Here is a 26,715-nt window from a genome sequence, read left to right as displayed (position 1 = left end):
CGCCGAGCCGGGGCTTTTTTACAAGCCAACCCGATCCACCGACATCAAAAAAGGAGAGAAAAAATGAAAGAACTGCCGAACCCCACCTTCCCGCTCTCACCCGTTGCCATGCCTCGGGGGTCACTTCACCGCCCTGATCAGTCTGTCCCTGCGCAAGAGCGCGGCGGTTTTGAGGTTTCCTGGGCGCGCCACCTCGATGAAGTCCGTGCGGCGCAGCGCCTGAGGCACGACATTTTCGTCGGCGAGATGGGCGCGCGCCTGTCCACCACGGTGCCCGGTCACGACGTGGATCTGTTCGATGACTACTGCGAGCATCTTCTGGTGCGCGACCAGGAAACGCAGCAGGTCATCGGCACCTACCGCGTGCTCACGCCCGAGCAGGCGCAGCGCATCGGCAGCACCTACAGCGAGCTGGAGTTCGACCTCACGCGTCTGCGCGCCCTGCGCGAGCGCATGGTGGAACTGGGCCGCAGCTGCGTGCACCCCGATTTCCGCCACGGCGGCGTCATCATGGCCCTGTGGGGCGCTCTGACCGAGTTCATGGTGCGCAACAAGCTCGACACCATGATCGGCTGCGCCAGCATCCCCATGCTGCACAACGGTATGGTCCGTGGCGACGTGGCGGCCAGCATCTGGCGCCAGGTGCGCGAGACCCACATGGCGCCCATCGAGCACCAGGTCTGGCCGCGCCTGCCGCTGCCGGTCGACGAGCTCGACAGCAGCCTGGACGTCGAGCCGCCGGCCCTGATCAAGGGTTACCTGCGCCTGGGCGCCAAGGTGCTCGGCGCCCCGGCCTGGGACCCTGACTTCAACAGCGCGGACCTGCCCATGCTGATGCGCATCAGCGATCTGCCGGCGCGTTACCGCAAACACTTCTTCGGCGCCTGATGAAGAGCGCGCTCGAACACCGCAGCAGCTGGCTGGGGCAGGCCATGGCGCGCCAGGGACATGACGACGATCATGAGGACGACAAGGGCGGCGGCAAGCGCTACCGCGCGGTCTTCATCTCGGACCTGCACCTGGGCACACCCGGCTGCCGCGCGGAGGACCTGCTGGACTTCCTCAAGGCCAGCTCCAGCGAGCACCTCTACCTGGTGGGCGACATCATCGACGGCTGGCAGCTGCGCCGGCGCTGGTACTGGCCGCAGGCCCACAACGACGTGGTGCAGAAGCTGCTGCGCCGCGCGCGCAAGGGCTGCCGCGTGGTCTTCGTGCCGGGCAACCACGACGAGTTCGCGCGGGGTTTCATCGGCCACCAGTTCGGCGGCATCGAGGTGGTGGAGGACGCCGTCCACGTCACGGCCGACGGCAAGCGCCTGTGGGTCACCCATGGCGACTATTTCGACGGCGTGATCCAGTGCGCCAAGTGGCTGGCCTATGTGGGTGACAATCTCTACGAGTTCACGCTCAAGCTCAACCGCTACCTCAACCACCTGCGCGCCAAGTTCGGCCTGCCCTACTGGTCGCTCTCGGCCTACCTGAAGCAGAAGGTCAAGAAGGCGGTCAACTTCATCAGCGACTTCGAGCAGGCCGTGGCGCACGAGGCGCGCAAACGCGGCCACCAGGGCGTGGTCTGCGGCCACATCCACCACGCCGAGATCCGCGAGATCGAAGGCATCCTCTATTGCAACGACGGCGACTGGGTCGAAAGCCTGACCGCCCTGGTCGAGCACCACGACGGCCGGCTCGAACTCGTGCATTGGGGCGACACGTCCCCGGGCCAGGCCTTGCAGGCTGCCGTGCGCGCCGCCGCCGCATGAAGATCGCGCTCGTCACCGACGCCTGGGAGCCTCAGGTCAATGGCGTGGTGACCACGCTGGTGGAACTGGTGCGCGAAGTTCTCAAGGCCGGGCACGAGATCGACGTGATCCACCCCGGCCAGTTCCGCACGCGCCCCTGCCCGGGGTATGCCGGCATCGACCTGGCGGTGCGGCCGCGCAAGGCGCTGAGCCAGCGCCTGGACGCGCTGGCGCCCCAGGCCATCCACATCGCCACCGAAGGCCCGCTGGGCTGGGCGGCGCGGTCTTATTGCCTCAGGCACGGCCTGGCCTTCACCACGGCCTATCACACCCGTTTCCCGGAAATCCTGCGGGCCGCGCTGCACCTGCCCCTCGTCCTGGGCTATGCCCTGTTTCGCCACTTCCATCGGCCGTCCTCGGGCGTGCTGGTGCCCACCCAGGGCGTGCTGAACCTGCTGCAGCAGCGCGGCTTTCGCAATCTGCGTCCGTGGACCCATGGTGTGGACCTGAGCCTCTTCCCCTACCAGGACAAGGTGCGCCTGCACCCCCAACTGCAGGATCTGCCCCGTCCCGTGTCGCTCTTCGTCGGCCGGGTCTCCTATGAAAAGAACATCGAGGCCTTCCTGAAGCTTTCCGTGCCCGGCAGCAAGATCGTCTGTGGCGTCGGCCCGCTGGAGGCCACGCTCAAGGAACGCTACCCGGGCGTGCGCTGGCTGGGCATCCTGCCGCGGGCCGAACTGGCGCAGGTCTATGGGGCGGCCGATGTGTTCGTCATGCCCAGCCGTTCCGAGACCTTCGGTCTGGTCATGCTGGAGGCCATGGCCTGCGGCACGCCGGTGGCGGCCTATCCGGTGGACGGCCCGCTGGAGGTGCTGGGCCAGCACCAGGGCCGGGCCCAGGGCGGGGTGCTGGCCGAGGACCTGGCGCAGGCCTGGTACCGCGTCCAGGCCGTGCCGCGCCATGCCGCCCGCCAGCGGGCCGAGATGTTCAGCTGGGAGCAGGCCGGCCGGCAGTTCCTGGCCCATCTGGTCCCGGCACGCAAGCCGCAAGCCACAAGCTTGTCGTCGGGTGAGGTTGTCACAACTTTGTCATCAAGGTTGTAAACAATTTGTCATGATCTTGCAACCTTACAGCCTGGACCCCACCGTGTCTGCCGAGAGCGTCTACCCGAGCACCGTTCCGGCGTTGCTGGACCGCGACCAGAGCATCCTGGCCTTCAACGAGCGGGTCTTTGACTGGGCCGGCCGGCCGGACGTGCCCCTGCTGGAACGCCTGCGTTACCTGTGCATCGTCTCGTCCAATCTCGATGAATTTTTCGAGGTCCGCGCCGAGCCGCACCTGAGCGCCAAACAGGGCCAGGGGCAGGGCGCCTACACCGCCGCCTCCTTCGACGCCCTGTCGGTGGCTATCCATAGCCTGGTGGAACGCCAGTACACCCTGTACAACGAGGGATTGATGCCGGCTTTCGAGCAGCAGGGCATCAAGATCATTTCGCACGGCGAGCGCAACACCGCGCAGCGGCGCTGGGTCAAGCATCACTTCGAGCAGGAGGTGCGGCCCCTGCTGATCCCGGTGGGGCTCGACCCCTCCCATCCCTTTCCGCAGGTGGCCAACAAGTCGCTCAACTTCATCGTGCGCCTGGGCGGGCACGACGCCTTCGGGCGCGAGAACGACATCGCCATCGTCAAGGTGCCCCGCGCCCTGCCACGCCTGATTCGCCTGCCCGAGACCCTGTGTGGCAAGCGCCGTCTTTTCGTCTCGCTCTCCAGCGTGATCCGCGCGCACCTGGCCGAACTGTTTCCGGGGCGCGAGATGAGCCAGTTCTCGCAGTTCCGCGTCACACGCCATTCGGACCTCGCGGTGGACGAGGACGATGTCAGGAACCTGCGCACCGCGCTGCGCCAGGGCCTGCAGCATCGCCACTACGGCCAGGCCGTGCGCCTGGAGGTCTCGGCCGGTTGTTCCGAGCACCTGGCCGGTTTCCTGCTGCGCCAGTTCGAATTGCCCGAGGGCTCGCTCTACCGCGTGCACGGCCCGGTCAACCTGGTGCGTCTGGGCCAGCTCGTTGATCTGGTGGACGAGCCGCGCCTGCGTTTCTCCTCCTACAAACCCTCCTACCCCGGCCAGCTCGTGCCCGGCCAGTCCATCTTCGAGCAACTCAAGCGCGGCGACGTGCTGATCCACCAGCCCTATGAAAGCTTCGACGGCGTGCTCGATTTCCTGCGCGAGGCCATCAATGACCCGAAGGTCCTGGCCATCAAGCAGACGATCTACCGCACCGGCGCCCATTCCGTGCTCATGGACCTGCTGCGCGAGGCCGTGCGCCGCGGCAAGGAGGTGACCGTGGTGCTGGAGCTCAAGGCGCGTTTTGACGAAGAGGTCAACATCAACTGGGCCGAGCAGCTCGAATCCATCGGCGTGCAGGTGCTCTACGGTGTCGTCGGCCTCAAGACCCACGCCAAGATGATGCTGGTCACGCGGCGCGAGGGCCGGCACTTCCGCCGCTACGCCCACCTGTCCACCGGCAACTACAACCCGGTGACGGCGCGTTTCTACACCGACCTCAGCCACCTCACGGCCGACGTGGCGCTGACCGCCGACATCGAGCACGTCTTTGTCCATCTGGCCGGCCAGAGCCGCCTGCCGCGCCTCAAGCACCTCTGGGTGGCGCCCTTCCAGCTGCACCGCAAGCTGCTGGAGAAGATCGAAAGCCTGGGAGCCGCCGCGGCGGCCGGCCAGCCGGCGCGCCTGGTCGCCAAGATGAACGCCCTGACCGACGAGGCCCTGATCCGCGCCCTCATCGCCGCCAGTCGCCAGGGCGTGAAGATCGATCTCATCGTGCGCGGCGCCTGCATGCTGCCCGCACAACTGCCGAGGCAGACCCACAACATCCGCGTGCGTTCGATCATCGGCCGTTTTCTGGAACATGCACGGGTCTTCTATTTCCGCGCCGGCGAGGCCGAAGAGCTTTACCTGTCCAGCGCCGACTGGATGAACCGCAATATGCTGCGTCGGGTCGAGCTGGCCTGGCCGGTGCTGGACCCGCAACTGCGCCAGCGCATCGTCGACGAATGCCTGGTCGCGGCCATGGGCGACAGCCAGGGCAGCTGGGAGCTGCGGCCCGACGGGCGTTATGCACGCGTGACACCTGACGCCGGCCGGCCGGTGCTCAGCGCCCAGGATGCCCTCATGGCGCGCTACGCGCTGCGCGAGATCCACTGAGATGGACCTGCTGCTGTGGCGTCACGCGGAAGCGCACGAGGCCCAGCCGGGTGGGGATGATCTTGCGCGGGCGCTGACCCCGCGCGGCGAGAAACAGGCGGCCCGCATGGGCGCCTGGCTGGACCGCCAGCTGCCCGAAGGCGCGCGCATCCTGGCCAGCCCGGCGCGCCGCACCGAACAGACCGCCATGGCGCTGGGGCGCAAGTACAAGCTGCGTGAGGAACTCGGGCCGGACGCCACCGTGGAGCAGCTGCTGCAGGCCGTGCAGTGGCCCGAGGGTCGTGGTGTCATCGTGGTGATCGGCCACCAGCCCGTGCTGGGGCAGACCATCGCACGCCTGCTGGCCATCCACGGCAGCGAATGCAGCGTGAAAAAGGGCGCCGTCTGGTGGCTGCGCCATCGCCTGCGCGACGGCGCTTCACAAACCACCCTGGTCTCGGTGCAATCGCCCGACGTCTTGTAGGGCGGCTCAGCCCCTCTTGGGCCGGCCGGTCTTGATCGAGGGCACCGCCTTGAGCGCGGCCAGCAGGCTCTTGTCGCTCATGCCTGCCAGCGCCTTGATGCCCGCGCGCAGAAGCTCGCTCTTCTTGGCCGGCTGTTCGAGCTTGGCGCAGCGCTGCTTGAGCTCGGCTAGCGCGCCGTATTCGTCCTTGGGGATGGTGAAGCTGTCGCGTACCAGCTTGGGTTTCTTGACCTTGGCTGTCTTCGCCGTTCGGATCGGTTTCTTGCCGGCTTTGGCGGCTGCCTGGGCCGCGGGTTTGCGGGTGGTCGTTTTCTTGGAGGCTGGCCGGACGCGTTTGGCAGCAGGGCGGGCGGTGGCGGACGTGGCGTTTTCTTCCATGGACAGGTACCGATGAGATTGGGAGCAAACAGTTTATATAGTTTAAAGATTCATCGCAATCGCGGCCCATCAGCGTGACTTTTGTGTGTCATGAGGGTGAAATCATTCGGTCATCAGCCTGTCATTCTGCCGCTGCACATTAGCTGCTTGACTGTCGTTGGGACTTCGGTCCCTGGAATGGAATGCTGGAAACCCTGCTCGATGAACCGGAGGATGTGAGCGCTCCGGAACGTCCACCAATGATCGACCATGTCCGCCTGTTCGCCGCCGAATTCTGGCCTGCCCTGAGCGGCCGGGACGGTCCGTTGGCGCGCCTGATGCGCGCCGATGCCCTGTATCCGGTGTTCCAGCCCATTGTCGATCTCAAGTCGGCCGGCGTGTACGCGCACGAGGCGCTGATCCGCGGCCCGCAAGGCAGCGCCCTGCAGTCGGCCGACGCCCTGCTGTCTGCCGCGCAGGCCGAAGGCCTGCTCTATGAGCTGGAGCTGTTCTGCATCTATGTCGCGCTGCGCCAGTGGGGCCTGCAGCGTCAGCCGGGACGCCTGTTTCTGAACATCAGCGCCCATGCCCTGGAGCGGCTCGTCGCCGTGGGTGGCACGCAGACGCTGGCGCGGGCCATGCGGGGGCTGGCCGTGTCGCCGCGCATGATCGTGCTCGAGATCACCGAGCACGAACGGGTGCACGACATGGACGGTCTGGTCGAGGTGGCCCGAGCCCTGCACGCCGTCGGCCTGTCGCTGGCGCTGGACGATTTTGGTGATGGCCGCTCCAGTCTGCGCCTGTGGTCGCAGGTGCGGCCCGACATCGTCAAGATCGACAAGTACTTCAGCCGCGACATCAGCAGCAGCGCCGACAAGCTCAAGACTCTGCAGGCCCTGCTGCAGATTGCCGATGTCTTCGGCACGGCACTGGTGGCGGAGGGCATCGAGAACGAGGCCGACCTGCGTGTCATCCGTGACCTGGGCATCGCCTACGGCCAGGGTTATTTCATGGGCCGGCCCGACACGGACGCGCAGCCGGATATCCTGGCCGCTGCGTACGGCGTGCTGCACGACACGCGGGTAGCGGTGATGCCCGAGCAGCGTTATGTGGTTCGCATGGGGCAACTGCGCCATCTGTCCCTCATCTACGCGCCCGCCGTCAGCCGCAACGCCAACAACGACGAGGTGGCGGCCATCTTCCAGGCCCATCCAGATCTGCATGCGGTGGCCGTGGTGAACGAAGAGCAGCCGCAGGCCATCATCAATCGCCAGCAGTTCATGGACCACTACGCCACCCTGTATTTCAGGGAGATCTATGGCAAGAAGCCCTGTCTGCTGCACGCCAACCAGCAGCCACGTCTGATCGAGCGCAGCCATGACATCGAGGAACTGATCGGCATCCTGACCTCGCAGGATCAGCGTTATCTCAGTGACGGTTTCATCGTCACCGAGAACGGGCGTTACGTCGGCCTGGGAACGGGCGAGCAGTTGGTGCGCTCGGTCACCGAGCTGCGCCTGGAGGCGGCCCGCCACGCCAATCCCTTGACTTCCCTGCCGGGCAATATCCCGATCAGCCTGCACATCAAGCGCCTGATCGAGAGCCGGGGCGAGTTCGTAGCCTGCTACATCGACATGAACAATTTCAAGCCCTTCAACGACCAGTACGGTTACTGGCGGGGCGACGACATGATCCGCCTGCTGGCGCGTCTGGCCGTGTTCCACAGCGATGCGCAGAAGGATTTTGTCGGCCATGTGGGCGGAGACGATTTCCTGATCCTGTTCCAGAGCAGCGACTGGGCGCCGCGCTGCGAGCGCATCATTGCCGAGTTCGCCGGGCAGGCGCGCGAACTCTTCGACGAGGCGGCTCGCCAGTGCGGCGGCATCCATGCCGAAGACCGCCATGGTGTCATGCGTTTTTTCCCCTGCACCACGGTCTCCATCGGCGCGGTGCAGGTCGGCAGCCAGGCCTACCGCGACGCGGAGGAGGTCGCCACCCAGGCCGCACTCGCCAAACGCGAGGCCAAGCTCTCGGGCAGCGGTCTCTTCATCATGCCGCGGCGCGCGGCGATGACGACCTGAGCCCAGCGGCGCGCCTGCAGGCTGCGCCATCGGTCACCGATTGTTCATGCCAGGGACATGTCTCAGTCATATGACGCTTCCATGATCACCGCCATATCTACAGCGAGGTGAACATGAAAGTCTCAGTGATCGGTGCGGGGTATGTGGGCCTGGTGACGGCGACCTGTCTGGCCGAGATGGGCCATGAGGTCATCTGCATGGACAGCGACGCCCTGCGCGTGGAGCTGCTGCGCTCGGGCGTGGTGCCCATCTACGAGCCGGGCCTGGACACCATGATCCAGCGCAACACCCAGGACCAGCGGCTGTTTTTCACCACCCGTTTGCAGGACACGCTGGAGGCCGCAGAGGTGCTGTTCATCGCGGTCGGCACGCCGCCCAAGGAAGACGGTTCGGCCGATCTGGCCCATGTGCTGGCGGTGGCGCGCCAGGTGGGCCAGGCCATGACCAAACCCCTGGTCATCGTCAACAAGTCCACCGTGCCCGTGGGCACGGCCGAGCGGGTCGAGGCGGTGGTGAGCGCGGCCCTGCAGGAGCGGGATCGGTCCGCGCTGCCATTCGCGGTGATCTCCAACCCGGAGTTTCTCAAGGAGGGCGCGGCCATCGACGACTTCATGCGCCCGGACCGCATCGTGATCGGCCTGCCGGCCGGCGCCACGGGCGACCTGGCGCGCACCGCCATGACACGGCTCTACGCCACGCTCAACCGGCACCATGAGCGCACCGTCTGGATGGATGTGCGCAGCGCCGAGCTCACCAAGTACGCGGCCAACGCCATGCTGGCCACGCGCATCTCCTTCATGAACGAGATGGCCAACCTGGCCGACCTCGTGGGCGCCGACGTGGACGCGATCCGCCGCGGCATCGGCAGCGACAGCCGCATCGGTCCGAGTTTCCTCTACGCGGGCACGGGCTACGGTGGCAGTTGCTTCCCCAAGGACACCCGCGCGCTGATGCAAACCGCGCAGTTGCACGGCAGCCAGATGCATCTGGTCGAGGCCACGGAACGCGTCAACCAGGCGCAGCGCCAGGTGCTGGCGCGCCGTGTCATGGCGCATTTCGGCGCCGATCTGAGCGGGCGCCGTTTTGCCCTCTGGGGTCTGGCTTTCAAGCCGCAGACCGACGACATGCGTGAGGCGCCCAGCCGCCTGCTGATCCGCCAACTGCTGCTGCGCGGCGCCGAGATCCAGGCCCATGACCCGGTGGCCATGGAAGCGGCCCAGCGTGTGCTGGTCGAGGACCTGGCCGACATCGACCCCGGCCTGTCACGCGTGCGTTTCATGGCCGACGCCAACGCAGCCCTGGAGGGCGCGGACGCGCTGCTGGTCGTGACCGAATGGAAGCAGTTTCACAACCCGGATTTCGAGCTGATCCGCGACACGCTGCGCCAGCCGCTCATCCTGGACGGCCGCAATCTCTACGACCCGCAGCAGCTGCAGACTCTGGGCCTGGCCTACCAGGGTGTGGGCCGGCGCAATGCCCTGGCCGAGCAGGCCATGGCGGGTGCGGTCGGCATGGAGAGCCTGGCGCGGTCGGCTACGCCGGCCCGCGCGATGGTGCATGCTTAGTGTCTAGGGATTTGCCGCGCGGTTTCGGGTGGCTCATGGCCACCCAGTTTCTTTCCGCACTGGCCGACAACGCGCTGCTCATCGTCGCCATTGCGCACCTGCAGGTGCTGGGCGCGCCCCTGTGGTGGGCGCCTCTGCTCAAGTTCAGCTTCACGCTGTCCTATGTCTTCCTCGCGCCCTTCATCGGCGCGCTGGCCGACGCGGTGTGCAAGCGCCGTCTGATGGCCTGGATGAACGGGCTCAAGCTGCTGGGCGCGCTGGCGCTGCTGGCCGGTGTGCATCCCATGCTGGCTTTTGCCCTGGTGGGTCTCGGGGCCTCGGCCTACGCGCCGGCCAAGTACGGCCTGCTGACCGAAAGCGTGCCGCCGGCTGCGCTGGTGGCGGCCAATGGCTGGGTCGAGTCGGCCGTGGTGCTCTCGGTCTTGCTGGGCACGGTGCTGGGCGGCCTGCTGGTGGCGCCGCTGTGGCTGCAGTCGCCGGCAGTGTCCTGGGCCGGTGGGCTGTGGCCGCTCTCGGCCGGTGCGTCCACACCCGCGCTCAATGTCTCCTTGTCTATCGTGATCGCGCTCTACAGCCTCTCGGCCCTGTGCAATCTGCGTATCGTGCCCAGCGGCGTGTCTTATCCGGTGCGCGGGCGGGGTCCGATGCAGATGCTGGCCGATTTCCGGCATGCCAATGCCTTGCTCTGGCGGGATCGCAGCGGCGGTCTCTCGCTGACCGTGACCACGGTGTTCTGGGGCCTGGGCGCCATGCTGCAGTTCGCCGTGCTGCTGTGGGCCGTGCAGGCGCTGGGTCTGGGCCTGGACCAGGCCGCCTATCTGCAGGGCGTCGTGGCCATGGGCGTGGTGGGCGGGGCCGTGCTCGTGGCCAGCCGCCTGCGCCTGCGCCACGCCACGGCGGTCCTGCCGCTGGGTCAGCTCATGGGCACCTTCATGGTGAGCGCGCTCTTCATCTCCGACTGGCGCGCTGCCGTGCCCGTGCTGCTCGCTGTAGGGGCGTTGGGCGGCATGATGGTGGTGCCCATGAACGCGCTGCTGCAGCACCGCGGCCATCGCCTGCTGACGGCGGGTCAGTCCATCGCGGTGCAGGGCTTCAACGAGAACCTCAGCATCCTGGTGCTGCTGGGTCTCTACGCGGGGCTGATCGCCCTGGAGCTGCCGGCGCAACGGGTCATGGCGCTGGCCGGCCTGGGTCTGATCCTGTTCATCGGCAGCACACTCTGTCGCCGGCGCCGCCGGGCCGGACTGAAAGCCCTGTCAGGCCATCTGTTGCGGCGCGATTGAGAGGCGGGCGCCGTTGGCCACATGGCCGTCGGCGATGGCCAGTTTCATCACGCTTTCGATCTGCGCCACGATGCCCGGCCAGTCGCGCAGCCGGGCGGCCCCGCGCGCGGCGGAACGCAGGCGCTGGCGCAGCCCGTCGTCCTGCGCCAGCTCGACCAGCTGGCGCACGAAGGACTCGCTGTCGTCCATGGGCGCCAGCAGGCCGGTCTGTCCGGGCGCGATGTTTTCCGCGGCGGCGGCGTAGTCGTAGGCCAGAACGGCCAGGCCGCTGGCCATGGCTTCCAGCACCACATTGCCGAAGGTCTCGGTCTGGCTGGGGAAACCGAAGATGTCCGAGCTCGCGTAGTGCCTTGCCAGTTCCGCGCGGCCGAGCTGGCCCGTGAAGATGGCGTCGGGGGCCAGGGCCTGCAGTTCGGCCCGCATGGGGCCGTCACCCACCAGCACCAGTTTCAGGTCCGGCCGCACCAGCCGGGCCTGGGCGTAGGCGCGCACCAGCAGGGGCAGGCTTTTTTCCTTGGCCAGGCGTCCCACGCAGAGCAGCACCGGGGTGTCGGGCGCTGCGCCCCAGCCGGCGCGCAGTGCCTCGTTGCGCAGGGTCGGGTCGAAGATGCCGGTGTCCACACCACGCGCCACCACCTGCAGGCGTTCGAAGCCGGCCTGGGCCAGGCGCTCGGCCAGTTCGCGCGTGGGCACCATGGTGCTCAGGGTCTGGTTGTGAAAGCGGCGCAGGTAGGCCATGATGGGCTTGCTGAGCCAGCCCATGCCGTAGTGGCTGCTGTAGGCATGGAAGTTGGTGCGGAAGTCCGAGGTGAGGGGGATGCGCAGCTTGCGCGCCACACGCAGCGCCGACCAGCCCAGCGGCCCTTCGGTGGCGATATGGATCAGGTCGGGGCGCTGCAGTGTCCACAGCGGCTCCAGCTGGCGGCGCGAGGGCAGGCCCAGCTGCAGGTGCGGGTAACGCGGGATGGGCATGCCGCGCATCAGCACATCGTCGGGGACCCCGGGCGCGGCCTGTGTGGCTTCGCTGGCCTGGCGCGGGCGCACCAGCTGCACCTGGTGGCCGCGCTCGCGCAGGCCTTCGACCACGCGCTGCAGCGTGAGCGCCACGCCGTTGATCTCGGGCGGGTAGGTCTCGGTGACGACGGCGATGCGCAGATGGGTCTGCGCCGGCGGCAGGTCTTCGACCAGGATGTCAGTGGTGTCGGGTTTCATGCCGCCATCTTGGCGCGCGCATATCTCAGCTCTGTGACAGCGCTGTGCCCCGTGTCCTTGGTGCGCATGAATTTTTGATGACAGGGCACGCGCTGTCATCGACCTTTCATGAAGCGGGCCGAGCATGCGCCCAGGGCGTGGCCTCTCCGCGCCCAGCATCTTCGAAACAAGGAGCCTCCGTGAGCCAATTCCTGCAAGCCCTGAAGGTCCAGCGCTGGGACGACCACCGCTACTACCATCACAGCCGCATCAACCAGTCCCTGCACCTGTTGAGTGCCATCTCCTTCCTCGTGGCCTATGCCTTCCTCTTCATCCAGCCGCCGGTGGCCGCGCTCATCGCCTGGTTGATTTCCATGGTCTCGCGCCAGTCCGGCCACTTCTTCTTCGAACCCAAGGGCTATGACGAGGTGAACCACGCCACGCACGCGTACAAGGAAGAGATCAAGGTGGGCTACAACCTGCAGCGCAAGGTGGTGCTCATGGCCGTCTGGGCCGGCCTGCCCGTGGCGCTGTGGCTGCAGCCCGGTTTCTTCGGCTTGCTGGAGCCGCACACCCAACCCAGCGGCTTCGTGCTCAACGTGGGCTGGCTCTGGCTCTGGCTGGGCGTGGGTGGCCTGGTCTTCCGCGTGCTGCAGCTGTTCTGGCAGCAGAACCTGCAGACCGGCATCGTCTGGGCCACCAAGATCGTCACCGACCCCTTCCACGACATCCTGCTTTACTGGAAGGCGCCGCTGTACCTGCTGCGGGGCGAGCTGATCGCGGCCCCCGAGCATCTGAACGAAGAACGCGTCGCGCATGAGGCCGAACTGGCCCGCCAGCAGGCCTGAGTTCCCATCCGTTCGTCCTGAGGAAAGTGCCGTTCGGGCTGAGCTTGTCGAAGCCCTGGCGCGCGAGCCCTTCGACCCTTCGACAAGCTCAGGACAGGCGGGCTCAGGGCGAACGGTGTACCAGGGGCTTCACCGGTGTTTGACGAGCTGCCCCAGCATCTCCCGCAGCAGCCCGCGCTTGATGGACTTGTTCGTCAGACCCGGCGCCTGCCACCACCAGCCGTCGCGCCGCATCTGCAGGCCGGCCTGCACACAACGCTCCAGCATGTCTTCGAAGTCGGCGTCCGTGAAGTTCAGGCTGAAGATGAAACGGCCCGTGCCCACCCAGCTCAGGGCCAGACCATGATCACGCAGGTAGTACTGCAGCATCCAGTTGTAGCGCGAGGGGCGCGTATAGCTCAGCGTCCACACGCTGCTCATGTTCGCCGCTGCCAGCGGCAGGTCCTCGGCGCGCATGCGGGCGTTGAAGCGCTCGCGCCGCGTGTCCCAGGTGGCGTCCAGGTCGCGGTAGAGTCCGCTGATCTCGGGCGTTTCCAACCTGCGCAGGAACTCGTTCATCGCACCCATCACATAGGGGTGGGCGTTGAAGGTGCCGCGCGCGAAGCAGATGTCGGCCGGCCTGTCCTCGCGGAAGCGCTGCATCAGCTCCTTTTTGCCGCAGACCACGCCCACGGGCAGGCCGCCGCCCAGCGTCTTGCCGTAGGTGACCAGATCGGCCTTGACGCCGAAGTATTCCTGCGCGCCGGCTGCTGCCAGGCGGAAACCCAGAAACACCTCGTCGAAGATCAGCACGATGCCGCGCTCGGTGCAGACCTCGCGCACCTGCTGCAGCCAGCGTGTGTAGGCCGCGCGGTCGTAGCCCGCGCTGCGGCTGCTGTCGAGCAGCGTGGAGTCGCCCGGTGCGTTCTTGTTGGGGTGCAGGGCCTGCAGCGGGTTGATCAGCACGCAGGCGATGTCGCGGCGCGTGCGCAGCACCTTGAGGCTGGCTTCGTGCATGTCGCGCAGGGTGTAGGTCTCGCGCGGGGGCAGGGGGTTGCCCGGGCCGGGCTGCACGTCTTCCCACCAGCCGTGGTAGGCGCCGCAGAAGCGCACCAGGTGGCGCTTGCCCGTGTGGTAACGCGCCAGGCGCACGGCCTGCATCACGGCCTCGGTGCCGCTCATGTGGAAGGACACGGCGTCCAGGCCGCTGATCTGCTGCAGCCGCGCCACGTTGTCGGCCACGCAGGGGTGGTAGGCGCCGAGCACGGGGCCCAGGTCCTGCGCTATTGCGCAGCCCGCCGCGATGCAGGACTTGTAGAAGTCCATGCCCATCACGTTCACGCCGTAGGAGCCGGTGAGGTCGATGTAGCGCTTGCCGTCCAGGTCCGTCACGCTCACGCCTTCGCTGGACTGCACAAAGCCGCCCACCTGCAGGTGCTGGCGCAGGTAAGGGCTGAACTGGTAGGGCACACGGTAGGCGCCGGTGAAACGCAGGTCCGGCAAGCCTTCGCGGGCTTCCTGGGTCAGCGCGATCGACAAGGGCGCCTTGCCCTGCAGCCGGCCGGCCAGCGCAAAAAAGCCTGCGCGGCGCTGTTGCACCACGTCGTTGGGTGCGCCATCGCAGGCAAAGAAGGCGGCCTCGTCGTAGGCGTAACCCGGGATCCAGCGCGCCAGACGCTTGGCCATGCGCGAATGCCCGGCCAGGGATGGGTGCTTGGCGCGCGAGAGTTCCAGGCGGCGCTTGAGGGCGGGCAGGGTGGCGCCGATGGCGCCGGCGATCCAGACAAGTTCGTAAGCCATGACAGTTCCGTGATAAACGATGGCTCTTTGTATTCAACTGATTTGACAGCCTTGTGAAAACACCATGACATTCAAAATATTCCGTGACCGTCTTCTGCAACAGGAAGGCCTGAACTTCCTGCTTACCAACCGCCTGCCCCGTGTGGCGCTCACGCGCTTCATGGGCCGTTTCAGCAAGGTGCGCAGCCCGCTGGTGCGCAGCCTGTCCATCGCGGCCTTCAGGTTCTTTGCGGATCTGGACCTGCGCGACGCCAAGAAACAGACCTTCGACAGCCTGCACGATTGTTTTGTGCGCGAACTCAAGGACGGCGCGCGGCCTTTTGATGCCGACCCGCAGGTGGTCTGCAGCCCCAGCGATGGCATCGTCGGCGCCTGCGGTGTCATCGAGGGCGACGAGCTGCTGCAGATCAAGGGCATGCCCTACAGCCTCACCGAGCTGCTGGGCAGCGCCGAGCTGGCGGCGAAGCACCAGGGCGGCAGCTATGTCACCCTGCGCCTGCGCGCCAGCATGTACCACCGCTTCCACGCCCCGGGCGACTGCACGGTGCGGCGCGTCACGCACATCCAGGGCGACATGTGGAACGTCAACCCCATCGCGCTCAAGCGCGTGCCTGGGCTTTACTGCCGCAACGAGCGCGCCGTGATCGAGACCGATCGGCCTTCAGGCCATCCGCTCACCATTGTCCCCGTGGGCGCCATCCTGGTGGCCAGCGTGCGCCTGCATTTTCTGGACCTGCAGTTGCACCATGACTACCAGGGGCTGCAGGTAATGTCTTGCGAGGCGGTTCTGAGCAAGGGCCAGGAGATGGGCTGGTTCGAGCATGGCTCGACCATCGTGGTGCTGGCCCCGAAGGGGCTGAGGCTGGCGGCGGGGATCGAGACCGGGACGGAAGTGAGGGCGGGGCAGGCCTTGCTGGAGGGGGACGGTTCCGGTCTGATCTGAAGACAGCAAGAGTGCTCGGTTCAAGGTGTGTGAATAGCCTCCTCGGAACCCGGGGCGAGCGCGACCCCGAGACGCACCAGACCAGGAAGGGCAGGCAATGGCACTTGGGCATGAAGGCGTCCATGGCCGTGGATGCAGACGCCGGGCTGGTGCGATCCGGTGCCGCGCGTCGCGTCGGACTTGCGCTTCGGACCGCACACGGCGTGTTTTATGACGTGTTCAGACCTTCCCTGGTCTGCGATTGTCCGCCAGGGCGGACGCTGGCTTCCAAGGCTCAGCCGCGCTGGCCAAGCTTGCGGTAGACCGTGGCGCGGCTGATGCCCAGGTTGCGCGCAGCCAGGGCCACGTTGCCGCGGGCTTCTTCCACGGCCTTGCGGATCAGATCCGTTTCCACTTCCCTGAGCGGGCGCATGGCGGCGGTCGATACGCCTTGCGGGGCTGGTCCGGGTGTGGCGTGCTGGCCCCGGTTGGCCAGACTGGCCTGCGCCTGCAGGCGCAGGCCGGACCACAGCGGGATTTCGATGGCGCCGCCCTTGCGCGCAGCGTCGAACAGCATTTCCCAGGGCAGGGCGAAGAGGTCGCGACCGTGCAATTCCATGCCCTGGGTGTTGAGCGTGGGCAGCAGCTGGCGTGCGGCGCGGTTGGCGGCGCAGACGCGGCCGTCGGCGTCCAGGGTGAGCAGGCCGTCGGCGTCGTCGCCCAGGGGCATGCCGGGCCAGTTCAGGCGCAGCAGCAGACGGTGCGGGCGCAGCAGCAGCAGGGCGTTTTCGATGCGGCGCGCGGCGTGTGTGGCCAGGTGGCGCAGTTCGGGGCGTTCGGCGGCTTCCACACCGGTGAGGTCGAGCATGCCGACGCAGCGGCCGTCGTGCCCGAACAGGGGCGCACCGGCGCAGCTGTAGACCGAGGTGTCCTGGTAGAAATGTTCACCCCGGTGCAGCCACACGGGCTGCAGCTCGCGCAGCGCGGCGCCGATGGCCGTGGTGCCCACGCTGTTTTCTGACAGGTCCACGCCCACACGGGTGATGAGCGAGGCGCGCCGGTCGCTGCGGTCGATGGGGCCGTCGGTGTCGATCACCACGCCGTTGTGGTTGGTGAGGATGGCGAAGTAGCGTGTGTCGGCCAGGGCGCCGCCGAGCTGCTTGAGGACGGGGCGCGCGGCCTGCATGAGCGTGTGGTTGGCTTCCGAGGCCTGGCGCATGACCGAGGTGCTCACGGCCTCAAAGCTCACCGGGTCCTGCGGGCGCAGGCCGCGGCTCAGGCAGCGCTGCCAGCTCTGCGCGATCCAGGGTTCCACCAGGCCGGCGGCCAGGGACGATGACTCCTGCATGACCAGGTGGCGGGCTTGCGCGATGCGCGCCAGGCGCGAGACGGGCGGGGTGGACGGTGTGGCATGCATGGCGGTGGATGGCTGCCTGTCGGTGTGGGCGTCCATCATGCCAGCCTTTGGCCGAAAGCGCATCGCTGTGCGGACCCTCTGGCCGGGCGCCTAGGGTTCTCCCTAGTCCGGCGCCGCGTTCGCGCTACCAGCGCGCCATCAGGCGGCCGTTTTCCACCTTCGATTCGATGGCCGTCAGCGGCGTCTTGCCCTTCCTGATGCAGGCGCCGCTCTTCACGTCGAAGGCCCATTCGTGCTTGGGACAGGTCAGCGTGAGGCCCTGCAGCGCGAGCTGCGGGATGTCGGTGCTCTGGTGCGGGCAGATGCTGTCGTAGACCTTGTACGCCGTGCCCTCGCGGTAGACGAAAAGGCCGCGGCCTTCGCAGTCCATGCGTTTCACCTCACCCTCGTTCAGGTCGGTGCTCGCCATGATGTCGTGCCACTGGGGTGCGGCGCCGCGCAGGGCCTCGGGCGCGAAACCCGGCAGCTTCATGGCGAGGATGATGTCGGTGGCCCAGACAATCTTGGTGAGGCCCAGGGTGGGAAAGGCCATGAGCAGGGCGTCGATGACCTCCATGGGCGTGCAGCCTTCCTTGAGCGCGCGCTTGAGGTACTGGCGAAAACCGCGTTCGGTCTGCGCGTCGACCTTGGTGATGACGGAGATCAGGTTGCGGGTCTTCGGGTCGAGGTGCTTGCCGGCGTCCTTGAGGAAGCTGAAGTAGTGCGTCATGGCCTCGGGGCGGGCCTGGACGAGGTAATCGAGCGCGTCGCTCATGGGGTGCTCCTGGAGGCGGGGGAGAACAGGGGTGGCAAGGACGGAAGTTGAGCAGCCTCGTCGTGGGTCAGGCGCGCGCGCGCGCCGCTGTGGGGATCGAACCAGTCCAGCGTGCCGTGCAGCTGCACCACGTCGCCGACGATGAGAAGGCTGGGCGATGAAAAGCCGCTGGGCGCCACCTTGGCCGGCAGGTCGGCCAGGGTGCCGGTGAGCACACGCTGCGTGGCGAGCGTGCCGTGCTGCACGATGGCTATGGGGCGTGTGGCCGGCGCGCCATGGGCCATGAGCCGGGCGCAGATCTCGGACAGGGCGCTCAGGCCCATGTAGATCACCACGGTCTGCTGCGGGCGCACCAGGGCGGCCCAGTCCAGCTCGGGGTTGCCGTCCTTGAGGTGGCCGGTGACGAAGAGGCAGCTCTGCGCGTGGTCGCGGTGCGTGAGCGGGATGCCGGCGTAGCAGGCCACGCCGCTGGCGGCCGTGATGCCGGGCACCACCTCGAAGGGGACGCCGTGCTCGACCAGCTTCTGCATCTCCTCGCCGCCGCGCCCGAAGATGAAGGGGTCGCCGCCCTTCAGGCGCAGGACCTGCTTGCCCTGCTGCGCGAGCTGCACCAGCAGGGCGTTGATCTGCTCCTGGCGCAGGGTGTGCTCGTTGCGGCGCTTGCCGGCGTAGATGCGCTGCGCGGCGGGGTTGGCCAGGGCCAGCACACCGTCGGAGACCAGGTTGTCGTAGACCAGTACATCGGCCAGGGCCAGCAGGCGTGCCGCGCGCAGGGTCAGCAGCTCGGGGTCGCCCGGGCCGGCGCCCACGAGGTAGACGCGGCCGGCGGGGGAGGTGTGCGCCGGGGACATCAGCGGGCCAGGAAGAGGGAGACGCTCTTGATGCCCGCCACGGTGAGCAGCAAGGAGCCGAAGAGATGCAGCGCCGTCGTTCCCAGGGCCAGGGCGTAGCGCTGCTGCTGCAGCATGGCGATGACCTCGGCCGAGAAGCTGGAGAAGGTGGTCAGCGCGCCCAGGAAGCCGGTGACGAGCAGCAGGCGCCAGGTCGGGTCCAGCTGGGGCAGGGCCTGGAACACGGCCACGCAGACGCCGACCAGATAGCCGCCGACCAGGTTGGCGGTGAGTGTGCCCCAGGGCAGCAGGGCGCCGGGTGTGCTGAGCCACAGGCCCAGGCGCCAGCGCAGCAGGGCGCCGGCGCAGGCGCCGAGGCAGATGGCGAGGACAGGAAGCATGGGCAGAGTTTAGCGCGCCGGGCGCCGGGGTATCGCTGCCGCCAGCCCCGGCGTATCATCGTTTGCATGGCCATGTCGCACGCCACCGCCGGTCAGATCATCGACGCCCGGCCCCTGGGTCTACGTCTCGCGACTGAAAAGACCGTGGCGCTGTTCAAGGCGCAGGACCTCGAAGTCATGCGCCTGGTGCTGCAGGCCGGCAAGTCGCTGCCGCCGCATCAGGTGGCGGGCGAGATCACGATCCACTGCATCGAAGGCGTGCTCGACGTCACCATCGACGGCCGCAGCCATGTGCTGCGTGCCGGGCAGCTGCTCTTCCTGGTGGGTGGGGCCTTGCACGGCGTGAAGGCGCTGGAGGATGCCTCGGCCCTGGTGACGATCGCTCTGCGCAAACCGGCGGCCTAGCGCTCCACGCCCATCAGCCAGTTCGGCACGCTCGTCACGATGGAGGGGAAGAGCGTGATCAATACGATGGCCAGGATCATGCAGGCGAAGAAGGGCAGGGTGACGCGTGCGATGCGGTTGCTGTCCACCCCGGTCATGTTCTGCAGCACGAAGAGGTTGAAGCCCACGGGCGGCGAGATCTCGGCGATCTCGATCAGCAGGATGATGAAGATGCCGAACCACACCAGGTCGAAACCCGCCTTCTGCACCATGGGCAGCACCACGGCGCTGGTCAGCACGATCATGGAGATGCCGTCCAGCGCGGTGCCCAGCACCAGATAGACCACCACGAGCACGGCGATCAGGCCGTAGGCCGAGAGGTTCATGCCGTGCACGAACTCGGCCAGCTCGCGCGGGATGCCGGTGAAGGCCATGGTCTTGGTCAGGAAGGCCGCGCCGGCCAGGATGAACATGATCATGCAGCTCACGCGGGTGGCGCCGGCCAGGCCGTCCCAGAAATTGCGCAGCGTGAGCGTGCGGCTGGCGGCGGCGATGGCCAGCGAGCCCAGCACGCCCCAGGCTGCGCATTCGGTGGCGGTGGCGATGCCGGCCACCAGCACCCAGACAATGAAAACGATGAGCAGGCCGCAGGGGATGAGGCTGCCCGAGCGACGCAGCTTCTCCATGAAGCGGGTCGGCGCCTCGGCCGGCGGCACCTTCGAAGGATTACGCAGGCTCCACCAGGCGATGTAGGCCGAGAACAGGCCCATGAGCAGGAAACCCGGCAGGAAGCCCGCGAGGAAGAGGCGGATCACGCTGGCGTCGGCCGCCACGGCGTAGACCACCATGGTGATGGAGGGCGGGATCAGGATGCCCAGGCCGCCGGCCGCAGCCAGCGAGCCCAGGGCAATGTTGCGGTCGTAACCGCGGCGTTCCAGCTCGGGCAGGGCCACCTTGGCGATGGTGGCGCAGGTGGCGGCGGAAGAGCCGGAGACCGAGCCGAAGATGCCGCAGCCCAGCACCGTGGTGTGCATGAGCCGGCCGGGGATGCGCGAGAGCCAGGGCGAGAGGCCGTCGAACATCTGCTCCGAGAGTTTGGTGCGGTAGAGGATCTCACCCATCCAGATGAACAGCGGCAGCGCGGCCAGCTCCCAGCTGGCGGCCGTCTCCCAGAAGGAGGAGAACAGGTTCATACCGGGCTGCGTGTTCGTGAAGAAGGCCTGGCCGACCCAGCCCACGATGGCCAGGGTCATGGCGATCCAGACGCCGCCGGCCAGCATCAGCAGCATGAGGAAGAGCAGCAGGGCCCCGATTTCAAGCAGACCCATCTGAGATCCTTAGAGTTCTTCGGAAAAATCGCCGCGCGCGTGGCGCTCTTCGACGCGCGCCACATAACTCGGTTTGGCGCCACGCAGCACCGTCACGCATTCATCGACCACGGCGATCACCAGGATGGCGGAGCCGACGACAAAACTCAGCTGCGGGATCCAGATCGGGATGGCCACCATATTGCCGGCGATGTCGTTGAAGCGCCAGCTGTCGTAAGTGAAACGCGCGGCCCACCAGCCCAGGTAGGCGATGGCCACGGTGGCGACGAGCAGCGAGACGATTTCCAGCCAGCGCCGCACGGCGGGCGAGACCGATTCCAGCAGCAGGGTGACGCGCACGAAGTCGCCGTTGCGAAAGCTGTAGGCCATGCCCAGGAAGGCGGCGGCGGCGCAGAGCCAGGCCACCACGTCGTTGATCCAGGACACGCGCCAGTTCGCCATGCGCCCGACCGAGGCGCCGATCATCAGGACCAGGATGGCCAGCACGCACAGTGCGGCCAGTGCGCCGCCCGTGGCGTACAGGCCGTCGAGCAGGCGGCGCAGCCGGCTGACCAGTGCGGGAGACATCGAATTCAATGCAGTCTTTCAGAGATGCGGTACAGACATGCTCCGTTCGGGCTGAGCTTGGCCTCTGAGCATGACGAAGGGTCGAAGCCCTGGCCAGCGCTGCGTTTCGACAGGCTCAACGCGAACGGTGAATGGGTCTTAGCGCTGGTAGGCGTCGACCAGGGTCTTGCCTTCGGGGCCGGCTTTTTCCAGCCATTCCTTGAGCATGGTGTCGCCGACCTTCTTCAGGTCGGCCTTGAGCGCGGCCGAGGGAGCCAGGACTTCCATGCCGTTGGCCTTGAGCTTGGCCAGGGTTTCGGTGTTCACGCGCCGGCTGGCGGCCAGGCCGCGGGCCTCGGCCGTGGCGGCGGCCTGGAGCAGGGCGGTCTGCGTGGGCTTGTCGAGCGCGTCGAAGGCCTGCTTGTTCACGATGACCATGTTCTTGGGCAGCCAGGCCTGGGTGTCGTAGTAATACTTGAGGTTCTCGTAGAGCTTGCTGTCCACGCCGGTGGCGCCCGAGGTCATGGTGGACTCCACCACACCCGTGGCCAGGGCCTGCTGCAGCTCGGCGGCCTGCACGGTGACGGGCTGGGCGCCCACCAGGTCGGCGATGCGCGCGGTGGCCGGGCTGTAGGCGCGCCACTTGATGCCCTTGAGATCGGCCGCGCTGTGGATGGGCTTCTTGCTGTAGATGCCCTGCGGCGGCCACGGCACCGAGTACAGCAGCACCAGGCCCTGTTCGGCCAGCTTCTTCTCGATCATCGGGCGCTGGGCCTTGTAGAGCTTGACCGAGGCGTCGTAGCTGTCAGCCAGGAAGGGCAGGCCGTCGGCGCCGTAGATCTGCCATTCATTCTGGAAGTTGGCCAGCAGGATTTCGCCGGCCTGGGCCTGGCCGCCCTGCACGGCGCGCTTGATCTCGGGGGCCTTGAACAGGGAGGCGTTGGCGTGCAGCGTGATCTTGAGCTTGCCGCCCGTGGCCTGGTCCACGTCGGCGGCGAACTGCGCCATGTTCTCGCTGTGGAAGTTGCCGGCCGGGTAGGCGGCGGCCAGGTCCCACCTGGTCTGGGCCAGGGCGCTGCCGGCGGCCAGGGCGAGGGCCAGCGTGAGGCTGGCCAGAGAGAAATGACGACGCTGCATGTTCACTCCACGATGGTTGAGGAAAGTTCCGGAACTCTAAGGGTAGTCCGGGAAACGGGGCATAGGCATATTCCCTAAATGCTGATAAATTGTCAACAAATTGTTGTTGTATTTTTCTGATTTCACCAGAACAGGGCAGTGACGCCCAGAAGGAGTGCCATTCATGGCCAAGAAATCCACCCGGGTCGAGGTCGGTGCGGGCAAGGCCCCCATCGTCTCTTCGGCGCACCTGGTGTCACCGCGCAGCGCCGAGATGAGCGAGTTCGAATTCGGCCTGATCGTGGCGGGCAACGCCTTCCACCGCTGGATCGTGCACTGCATGTCGGCCGCGGGCCTGAAGGACCTGACGCCGCTGGACGTGCTGGTGCTGCACCACGTGACACACCGCGCGCGCGACAAGCGTCTGGCCGACATCAGCTTCATCATGAACGTGGAAGACACCCACCTGATCAACTATGCGCTCAAGAAGCTGCAGGGTCTGGGCGTGGTGGTCTCCAGCAAGAACGGCAAGGAGGTGACCTATGCCGCCACCGAGGAAGGACGCCGTTTTGTGCAGCGCTACCGCGAGATCCGCGAAGGCTGCCTGATCAACGCGCTCAAGGCCGACGAGGGGCTGAACCGCGACATCGGCGAGCTGGCCCGTCTGCTGCGGGTTTTGTCCGGCGTCTACGACCAGGCGGCCCGCTCCGCCGCGAGTCTGTGATGGGGGCGGGCATGGCAGAGACAGGCAAGAACCGCTGGCAGTTCTGGATCGACCGCGGCGGCACCTTCACCGACGTTGTGGGCCGGCGGCCCGACGGCAGCCTGGCCACGCACAAGCTGCTCTCGGAGAACCCGGGCCAGTACCGCGACGCGGCCGTGGCCGGCATCCGGCATCTGCTGGGGCTGAAGGCCAATGAGCCCATCACGCCGCAGCAGGTGGACTGCGTGAAGATGGGCACCACGGTGGCCACCAACGCCCTGCTGGAGCGCAAGGGCGAGCCCACGCTGCTGGTCACCACGCGGGGTTTTCGCGACGCGCTGCGCATCGCCTACCAGAACCGCCCGCGCCTGTTCGACCGCCACATCGTGTTGCCCGAGCTGCTCTACAGCGCGGTGGTGGAGGCGAACGAGCGGGTGGGCGCGCTTGGCGAACTCGTGACGCCGCTGGACGAGGCGGCGCTGCGCCGCGACTTGCAGGCGCAATATGCAGCCGGCCTGCGCAGCGTGGCCATCGTCCTCCTGCACGGTTACCGCTACACCGCGCACGAGGAGGCGGCCGCACGCATCGCCCGCGAGATCGGGTACGCCCAGGTGAGCACCTCGCACGGCACCAGCCCGATGATGAAGTTCGTGAGCCGCGGCGACACCACGGTGGTGGACGCCTATCTCTCGCCCATCCTGCGCCGCTACGTGGACCAGGTGGCGGCCGAGATGCCGGGGGTGCGCCTCTTCTTCATGCAGTCTTCCGGCGGCTTGACCGATGCGCACGCCTTCCAGGGCAAGGACGCGATCCTGAGCGGGCCGGCCGGCGGCATCGTGGGCATGGCACGCACGGCCGAACTGGCTTTTGCTCCCTCGCCCCTCGGGGGAGAGGGCAGGGGTGAGGGGGCTTCGACCCGCTCAGCCCGAACGGAGGTGCGCGTGATCGGCTTCGACATGGGCGGCACCTCCACCGATGTGAGCCACTACGCGGGCGAGTTCGAGCGCGAGTTCGAGACCCAGGTGGCTGGCGTGCGCATGCGCGCGCCCATGATGAGCATCCACACGGTGGCGGCCGGCGGCGGCTCCATCCTGCAGTACGACGGGGCGCGTTTCCGTGTGGGACCGCAGAGCGCGGGGGCCAACCCCGGCCCGGCGAGCTACCGGCGCGGCGGCCCGCTGGCCGTGACCGACGCCAATGTGATGCTGGGCAAGATCCAGGCGGCGCATTTCCCGCATGTCTTCGGCCCGGGCGGCCAGGAGGCACTGGACGATGCCGTGGTGCGCGAGAAGTTCACCGCGCTGGCGACACAGACGGGGCGCAGCGCCGAAGACGTGGCCGAGGGTTTTGTCAGCATTGCCGTGCAGCAGATGGCCAATGCCATCAAGAAGATCTCGGTGGCGCGTGGTTACGACGTGACGCGCTACACCCTGCAGTGCTTCGGCGGCGCGGGCGGGCAGCACGCCTGCCTGGTGGCCGATGCCCTGGGCATGACACGCGTGTTGGTGCACCCGCTGGCGGGTGTGCTCTCGGCCTATGGCATGGGTCTGGCCGACCAGAACGTGATCCGCGAGCAGGCGGTGGAGCTGCCACTCGACGCCCAGGCGCTGCCGGCCATCGCGGGCAAGCTGGATACGCTGGCCCAGGCCGCGCGCAGCGAGCTGGAGCGCCAGCAGCTCAGCGCGGCCGCCGTGCATGTGCAGCGCCGTGTGCACGTGCGCTACGAAGGCAGTGATGCGGCGCTGATCGTGCTGCACGGCACGCTGACCGAGATCACCACGGCTTTTGAAGCCGCGTATCGCCAGCGCTTCGCCTTCCTGATGCAGGGCAAGCGCCTGATCGTGGAGGCCGTGTCGGTCGAGGCGGTGGTGGCGGGGGACGCGCCGGCCGAACCACGCCACACCCTGCTCCCGGCACGCGCCGTGCCCAGCCGTGAGAGCGTGCGTTTGTATTCTGGGGGGCAGTGGCATGAAGCGGCCCTGGTGGTGCGCGAGGACCTGCGCGCGGGCGACCGCATGCCCGGCCCGGCCATCATCGCCGAGAAAAACGCCACCACCGTGGTGGAACCCGGCTGGGAGGCCGAGCTCACGGCGCTGGACCACATCGTGCTGACCCGCCGGGTGCCGCGCGAGCAGCGCTACGCCGCGGGCACCACGGCCGACCCGGTGCTGCTGGAGGTCTTCAACAACCTCTTCATGAACATCGCCGAGCAGATGGGCCTGCAGCTGCAGAACACGGCCTACTCGGTGAACATCAAGGAGCGGCTCGATTTCAGTTGTGCGCTGTTCGATGCGGCGGGCAACCTGATTGCCAACGCGCCGCACATGCCCGTGCACCTGGGTTCCATGGGCGAGAGCATCAAGACCGTGATCCGCGAGAACACGGGCCGCATGCAGCCCGGTGATGTGTATGCGCTCAACGACCCTTACCACGGCGGCACGCACCTGCCGGACGTCACGGTGATCACGCCGGTTTATCTGGAGCCCGAGCCCTCACCCCCACCCTCTCCCGGGATGAGAGGGAGTCCGATGGATTTGCCCCCTCTCCCTCTGGGAGAGGGCGGGGGTGAGGGCCGGCGCCCGATGTTCTACGTGGGCTCCCGCGGTCACCATGCGGACATCGGCGGAACGACACCCGGATCGATGCCACCCTTCTCGACGCGCATCGAGGAGGAGGGCGTGCAGATCAACAACGTCAAGCTCGTCGAGCGTGGTGTGCTGCGCGAGGCCGAGATGCTGGCCCTGCTGCAAAGCGGTGAATATCCTTCGAGGAACCCGCAGCAGAACCTGGCCGACCTCAAGGCCCAGATCGCCGCCAACGAGAAGGGTGTGCAGGAGCTGCGCAAGATGGTGACGCAGTTCGGCCTGGACGTCGTACAGGCCTATATGCGCCATGTGCAGGACAACGCCGAGGAGTCGGTGCGCCGTGTGATCACGCGCCTGCAGGACGGGACGTTCACGCTGCCGCTGGACAATGGCGCGCAGATCAGCGTGGCTGTCCGCGTGGACGCGAAGGCCCGCAGCGCCGAGATCGACTTCACGGGCACCAGCGCGCAGCAGCTCAACAACTTCAACGCACCTACCGCGGTCTGCATGGCGGCCGTGCTCTACGTCTTCCGCACCCTGGTGGACGACGACATCCCGCTCAACGCAGGCTGTCTGAAACCGCTCAAGGTCATCATCCCGGCGGGCTCCATGCTCAACCCGAACCCGCCGGCCTCGGTGGTGGCGGGCAATGTGGAGACCTCGAGCTGCATCACCAACGCGCTCTACGGTGCGCTCGGCGTGATGGCGGCCAGCCAGTGCACCATGAACAATTTCACCTTCGGCAACGCGACCTATCAGTATTACGAGACGATCTCCGGTGGCTCGGGCGCCGGTGAGGGTTACAACGGAACGAGTGTGGTCCAGACCCACATGACCAACTCGCGCCTGACCGACCCCGAGGTGCTGGAGTTCCGTTTCCCCGTGCGCCTGCTGGGCTACGAGATCCGGCAGGGCTCGGGCGGCGCGGGCCGCTGGCGCGGCGGTGATGGGGGTGTGCGGCGTGTGCAGTTCCTGGAAACCATGACGGCCAGCATCCTCTCCAATGGCCGCAAGAGCGGGGCCTTTGGCATGGCGGGTGGTGGCAGCGGGCAGACGGGACTCAACCGCGTGCTGCGTGCCGATGGCCGCAGCGAAGTGCTGGACCACATCGGCCAGACCGATATGCAGCCCGGCGACGTGTTCGAGATCCATACCCCCGGGGGCGGGGGCTACGGCCGCCCGGCCTGAACCCGGCCACGAC

At 67.3% G+C, this 26,715-nt stretch carries 23 protein-coding genes and 1 pseudogene; 14 read left to right on the top strand and 10 right to left on the bottom strand.

Annotation, left to right across the window (positions count from 1 at the left end):
• The first annotated feature begins 63 nt into the window (after positions 1 to 63).
• From ACYVH8_RS15440 to ACYVH8_RS15420, 5 genes are read left to right on the top strand one after another with little or no spacing between them, the layout of a single operon-like run.
• Positions 64 to 888, top strand: a complete 825-nt coding sequence (locus tag ACYVH8_RS15440; RefSeq protein ID WP_460489699.1) for a GNAT family N-acetyltransferase — start codon at positions 64 to 66, stop codon at positions 886 to 888.
• A gap of 44 nt (positions 889 to 932) precedes the next feature.
• The gene (locus ACYVH8_RS15435; RefSeq protein WP_460489739.1) at positions 933 to 1,760 is read left to right on the top strand and encodes a UDP-2,3-diacylglucosamine diphosphatase; all 828 of its coding nucleotides are present in this window, start codon (positions 933 to 935) and stop codon (positions 1,758 to 1,760) included.
• Positions 1,757 to 2,842 carry a glycosyltransferase family 4 protein gene (locus tag ACYVH8_RS15430; protein ID WP_460489698.1) on the top strand — a complete coding sequence of 362 codons (1,086 nt, stop codon included), beginning with the start codon at positions 1,757 to 1,759 and terminating at the stop codon, positions 2,840 to 2,842. The genes ACYVH8_RS15435 and ACYVH8_RS15430 overlap by 4 nt, the downstream gene beginning before the upstream one ends.
• A 10-nt stretch (positions 2,843 to 2,852) precedes the next feature.
• Positions 2,853 to 4,961: a polyphosphate kinase 1 gene (gene ppk1, locus ACYVH8_RS15425; RefSeq protein ID WP_460489697.1), complete on the top strand. Its 2,109-nt coding sequence runs from the start codon at positions 2,853 to 2,855 to the stop codon at positions 4,959 to 4,961.
• Between the two features lies 1 nt (position 4,962).
• On the top strand, positions 4,963 to 5,424 hold the full coding sequence (locus tag ACYVH8_RS15420; protein ID WP_460489696.1) for a SixA phosphatase family protein: 462 nt from the start codon (positions 4,963 to 4,965) through the stop codon (positions 5,422 to 5,424).
• Between the two features lie 6 nt (positions 5,425 to 5,430).
• Here the strand turns inward: ACYVH8_RS15420 and ACYVH8_RS15415 are convergent, their stop codons facing one another.
• A complete protein-coding gene (locus tag ACYVH8_RS15415) occupies positions 5,431 to 5,802 on the bottom strand; it encodes a hypothetical protein (protein WP_460489695.1) in 372 nt (123 codons plus the stop codon).
• Between the two features lie 239 nt (positions 5,803 to 6,041).
• Between ACYVH8_RS15415 and ACYVH8_RS15410 the strand changes: the two genes are divergently transcribed.
• From ACYVH8_RS15410 to lplT, 3 genes are all read left to right on the top strand, one after another.
• The gene (locus ACYVH8_RS15410) at positions 6,042 to 7,862 is read left to right on the top strand and encodes an EAL domain-containing protein (RefSeq protein WP_460489694.1); all 1,821 of its coding nucleotides are present in this window, start codon (positions 6,042 to 6,044) and stop codon (positions 7,860 to 7,862) included.
• Positions 7,863 to 7,975: 113 nt separating this feature from the next.
• On the top strand, positions 7,976 to 9,427 hold the full coding sequence (locus ACYVH8_RS15405) for a UDP-glucose dehydrogenase family protein (RefSeq protein WP_460489693.1): 1,452 nt from the start codon (positions 7,976 to 7,978) through the stop codon (positions 9,425 to 9,427).
• 11 nt (positions 9,428 to 9,438) lie between these two features.
• Positions 9,439 to 10,710: a lysophospholipid transporter LplT gene (lplT, locus tag ACYVH8_RS15400; protein WP_460489738.1), complete on the top strand. Its 1,272-nt coding sequence runs from the start codon at positions 9,439 to 9,441 to the stop codon at positions 10,708 to 10,710.
• On the opposite strand, the gene ACYVH8_RS15395 is transcribed toward lplT, so the two are convergent.
• Positions 10,684 to 11,922, bottom strand: a complete 1,239-nt coding sequence (locus ACYVH8_RS15395; protein ID WP_460489692.1) for a glycosyltransferase family 4 protein — start codon at positions 11,920 to 11,922, stop codon at positions 10,684 to 10,686. The genes lplT and ACYVH8_RS15395 overlap by 27 nt on opposite strands.
• Positions 11,923 to 12,101: 179 nt before the next feature.
• Between ACYVH8_RS15395 and ACYVH8_RS15390 the strand changes: the two genes are divergently transcribed.
• Positions 12,102 to 12,749, top strand: coding sequence for a hypothetical protein (locus ACYVH8_RS15390; protein WP_460489691.1), 648 nt, complete (start codon positions 12,102 to 12,104; stop codon positions 12,747 to 12,749).
• Positions 12,750 to 12,878: 129 nt separating this feature from the next.
• Here ACYVH8_RS15390 and ACYVH8_RS15385 read toward each other — a convergent pair whose 3' ends face one another.
• Positions 12,879 to 14,528, bottom strand: coding sequence for an aminotransferase class III-fold pyridoxal phosphate-dependent enzyme (locus ACYVH8_RS15385; RefSeq protein ID WP_460489690.1), 1,650 nt, complete (start codon positions 14,526 to 14,528; stop codon positions 12,879 to 12,881).
• A 64-nt stretch (positions 14,529 to 14,592) separates the two neighbouring features.
• On the opposite strand from ACYVH8_RS15385, the gene asd reads away from it, so the two are divergent.
• Positions 14,593 to 15,471, top strand: a complete 879-nt coding sequence (asd, locus tag ACYVH8_RS15380; RefSeq protein WP_460489689.1) for an archaetidylserine decarboxylase — start codon at positions 14,593 to 14,595, stop codon at positions 15,469 to 15,471.
• 53 nt (positions 15,472 to 15,524) lie between these two features.
• Positions 15,525 to 15,623 (top strand): annotated as a pseudogene (locus ACYVH8_RS15375) (IS5/IS1182 family transposase); the annotation flags it as partial.
• A 122-nt stretch (positions 15,624 to 15,745) separates the two neighbouring features.
• On the opposite strand, the gene ACYVH8_RS15370 reads toward ACYVH8_RS15375, so the two are convergent.
• From ACYVH8_RS15370 to crcB, 4 genes are all read right to left on the bottom strand, one after another.
• Entirely contained in the window at positions 15,746 to 16,903 is a 1,158-nt protein-coding gene (locus ACYVH8_RS15370) for a helix-turn-helix domain-containing protein (RefSeq protein WP_460489688.1), read from the bottom strand.
• Between the two features lie 88 nt (positions 16,904 to 16,991).
• Positions 16,992 to 17,621 carry a Rieske 2Fe-2S domain-containing protein gene (locus ACYVH8_RS15365; protein ID WP_460489687.1) on the bottom strand — a complete coding sequence of 210 codons (630 nt, stop codon included), beginning with the start codon at positions 17,619 to 17,621 and terminating at the stop codon, positions 16,992 to 16,994.
• Positions 17,618 to 18,472 carry a uroporphyrinogen-III C-methyltransferase gene (gene cobA / locus ACYVH8_RS15360; RefSeq protein WP_460489686.1) on the bottom strand — a complete coding sequence of 285 codons (855 nt, stop codon included), beginning with the start codon at positions 18,470 to 18,472 and terminating at the stop codon, positions 17,618 to 17,620. Before cobA ends, ACYVH8_RS15365 begins: the two co-directional genes overlap by 4 nt.
• Positions 18,472 to 18,852 (bottom strand): fluoride efflux transporter CrcB, encoded by a 381-nt coding sequence (gene crcB / locus ACYVH8_RS15355; protein WP_460489685.1) that lies wholly within the window; start codon positions 18,850 to 18,852, stop codon positions 18,472 to 18,474. The genes cobA and crcB overlap by 1 nt, the downstream gene beginning before the upstream one ends.
• A 66-nt stretch (positions 18,853 to 18,918) precedes the next feature.
• Here crcB and ACYVH8_RS15350 point away from each other — a divergent pair, with 66 nt between their 5' ends.
• Positions 18,919 to 19,257 carry a cupin domain-containing protein gene (locus ACYVH8_RS15350; protein ID WP_460489684.1) on the top strand — a complete coding sequence of 113 codons (339 nt, stop codon included), beginning with the start codon at positions 18,919 to 18,921 and terminating at the stop codon, positions 19,255 to 19,257.
• Here the strand turns inward: ACYVH8_RS15350 and ACYVH8_RS15345 are convergent.
• From ACYVH8_RS15345 to ACYVH8_RS15335, 3 genes are all read right to left on the bottom strand, one after another.
• On the bottom strand, positions 19,254 to 20,564 hold the full coding sequence (locus ACYVH8_RS15345) for a TRAP transporter large permease (RefSeq protein ID WP_460489683.1): 1,311 nt from the start codon (positions 20,562 to 20,564) through the stop codon (positions 19,254 to 19,256). The genes ACYVH8_RS15350 and ACYVH8_RS15345 overlap by 4 nt on opposite strands.
• A gap of 9 nt (positions 20,565 to 20,573) precedes the next feature.
• Entirely contained in the window at positions 20,574 to 21,131 is a 558-nt protein-coding gene (locus ACYVH8_RS15340) for a TRAP transporter small permease (RefSeq protein WP_460489682.1), read from the bottom strand.
• 138 nt (positions 21,132 to 21,269) lie between these two features.
• Positions 21,270 to 22,247: a TRAP transporter substrate-binding protein gene (locus tag ACYVH8_RS15335; RefSeq protein ID WP_460489681.1), complete on the bottom strand. Its 978-nt coding sequence runs from the start codon at positions 22,245 to 22,247 to the stop codon at positions 21,270 to 21,272.
• 163 nt (positions 22,248 to 22,410) lie between these two features.
• Between ACYVH8_RS15335 and ACYVH8_RS15330 the strand changes: the two genes are divergently transcribed.
• Together ACYVH8_RS15330 and ACYVH8_RS15325 are read left to right on the top strand one after the other, a co-directional pair.
• A complete protein-coding gene (locus tag ACYVH8_RS15330; RefSeq protein WP_460489680.1) occupies positions 22,411 to 22,950 on the top strand; it encodes a winged helix DNA-binding protein in 540 nt (179 codons plus the stop codon).
• Positions 22,951 to 22,961: 11 nt separating this feature from the next.
• Positions 22,962 to 26,702 carry a hydantoinase B/oxoprolinase family protein gene (locus ACYVH8_RS15325; protein ID WP_460489679.1) on the top strand — a complete coding sequence of 1,247 codons (3,741 nt, stop codon included), beginning with the start codon at positions 22,962 to 22,964 and terminating at the stop codon, positions 26,700 to 26,702.
• Positions 26,703 to 26,715 lie beyond the last annotated feature (13 nt).

This window comes from Curvibacter fontanus (genome assembly GCF_054780335.1).
The sequence above is the reverse complement of the archived record's forward strand: the minus strand, read 5'-3'. Positions and strand labels throughout refer to the sequence as shown.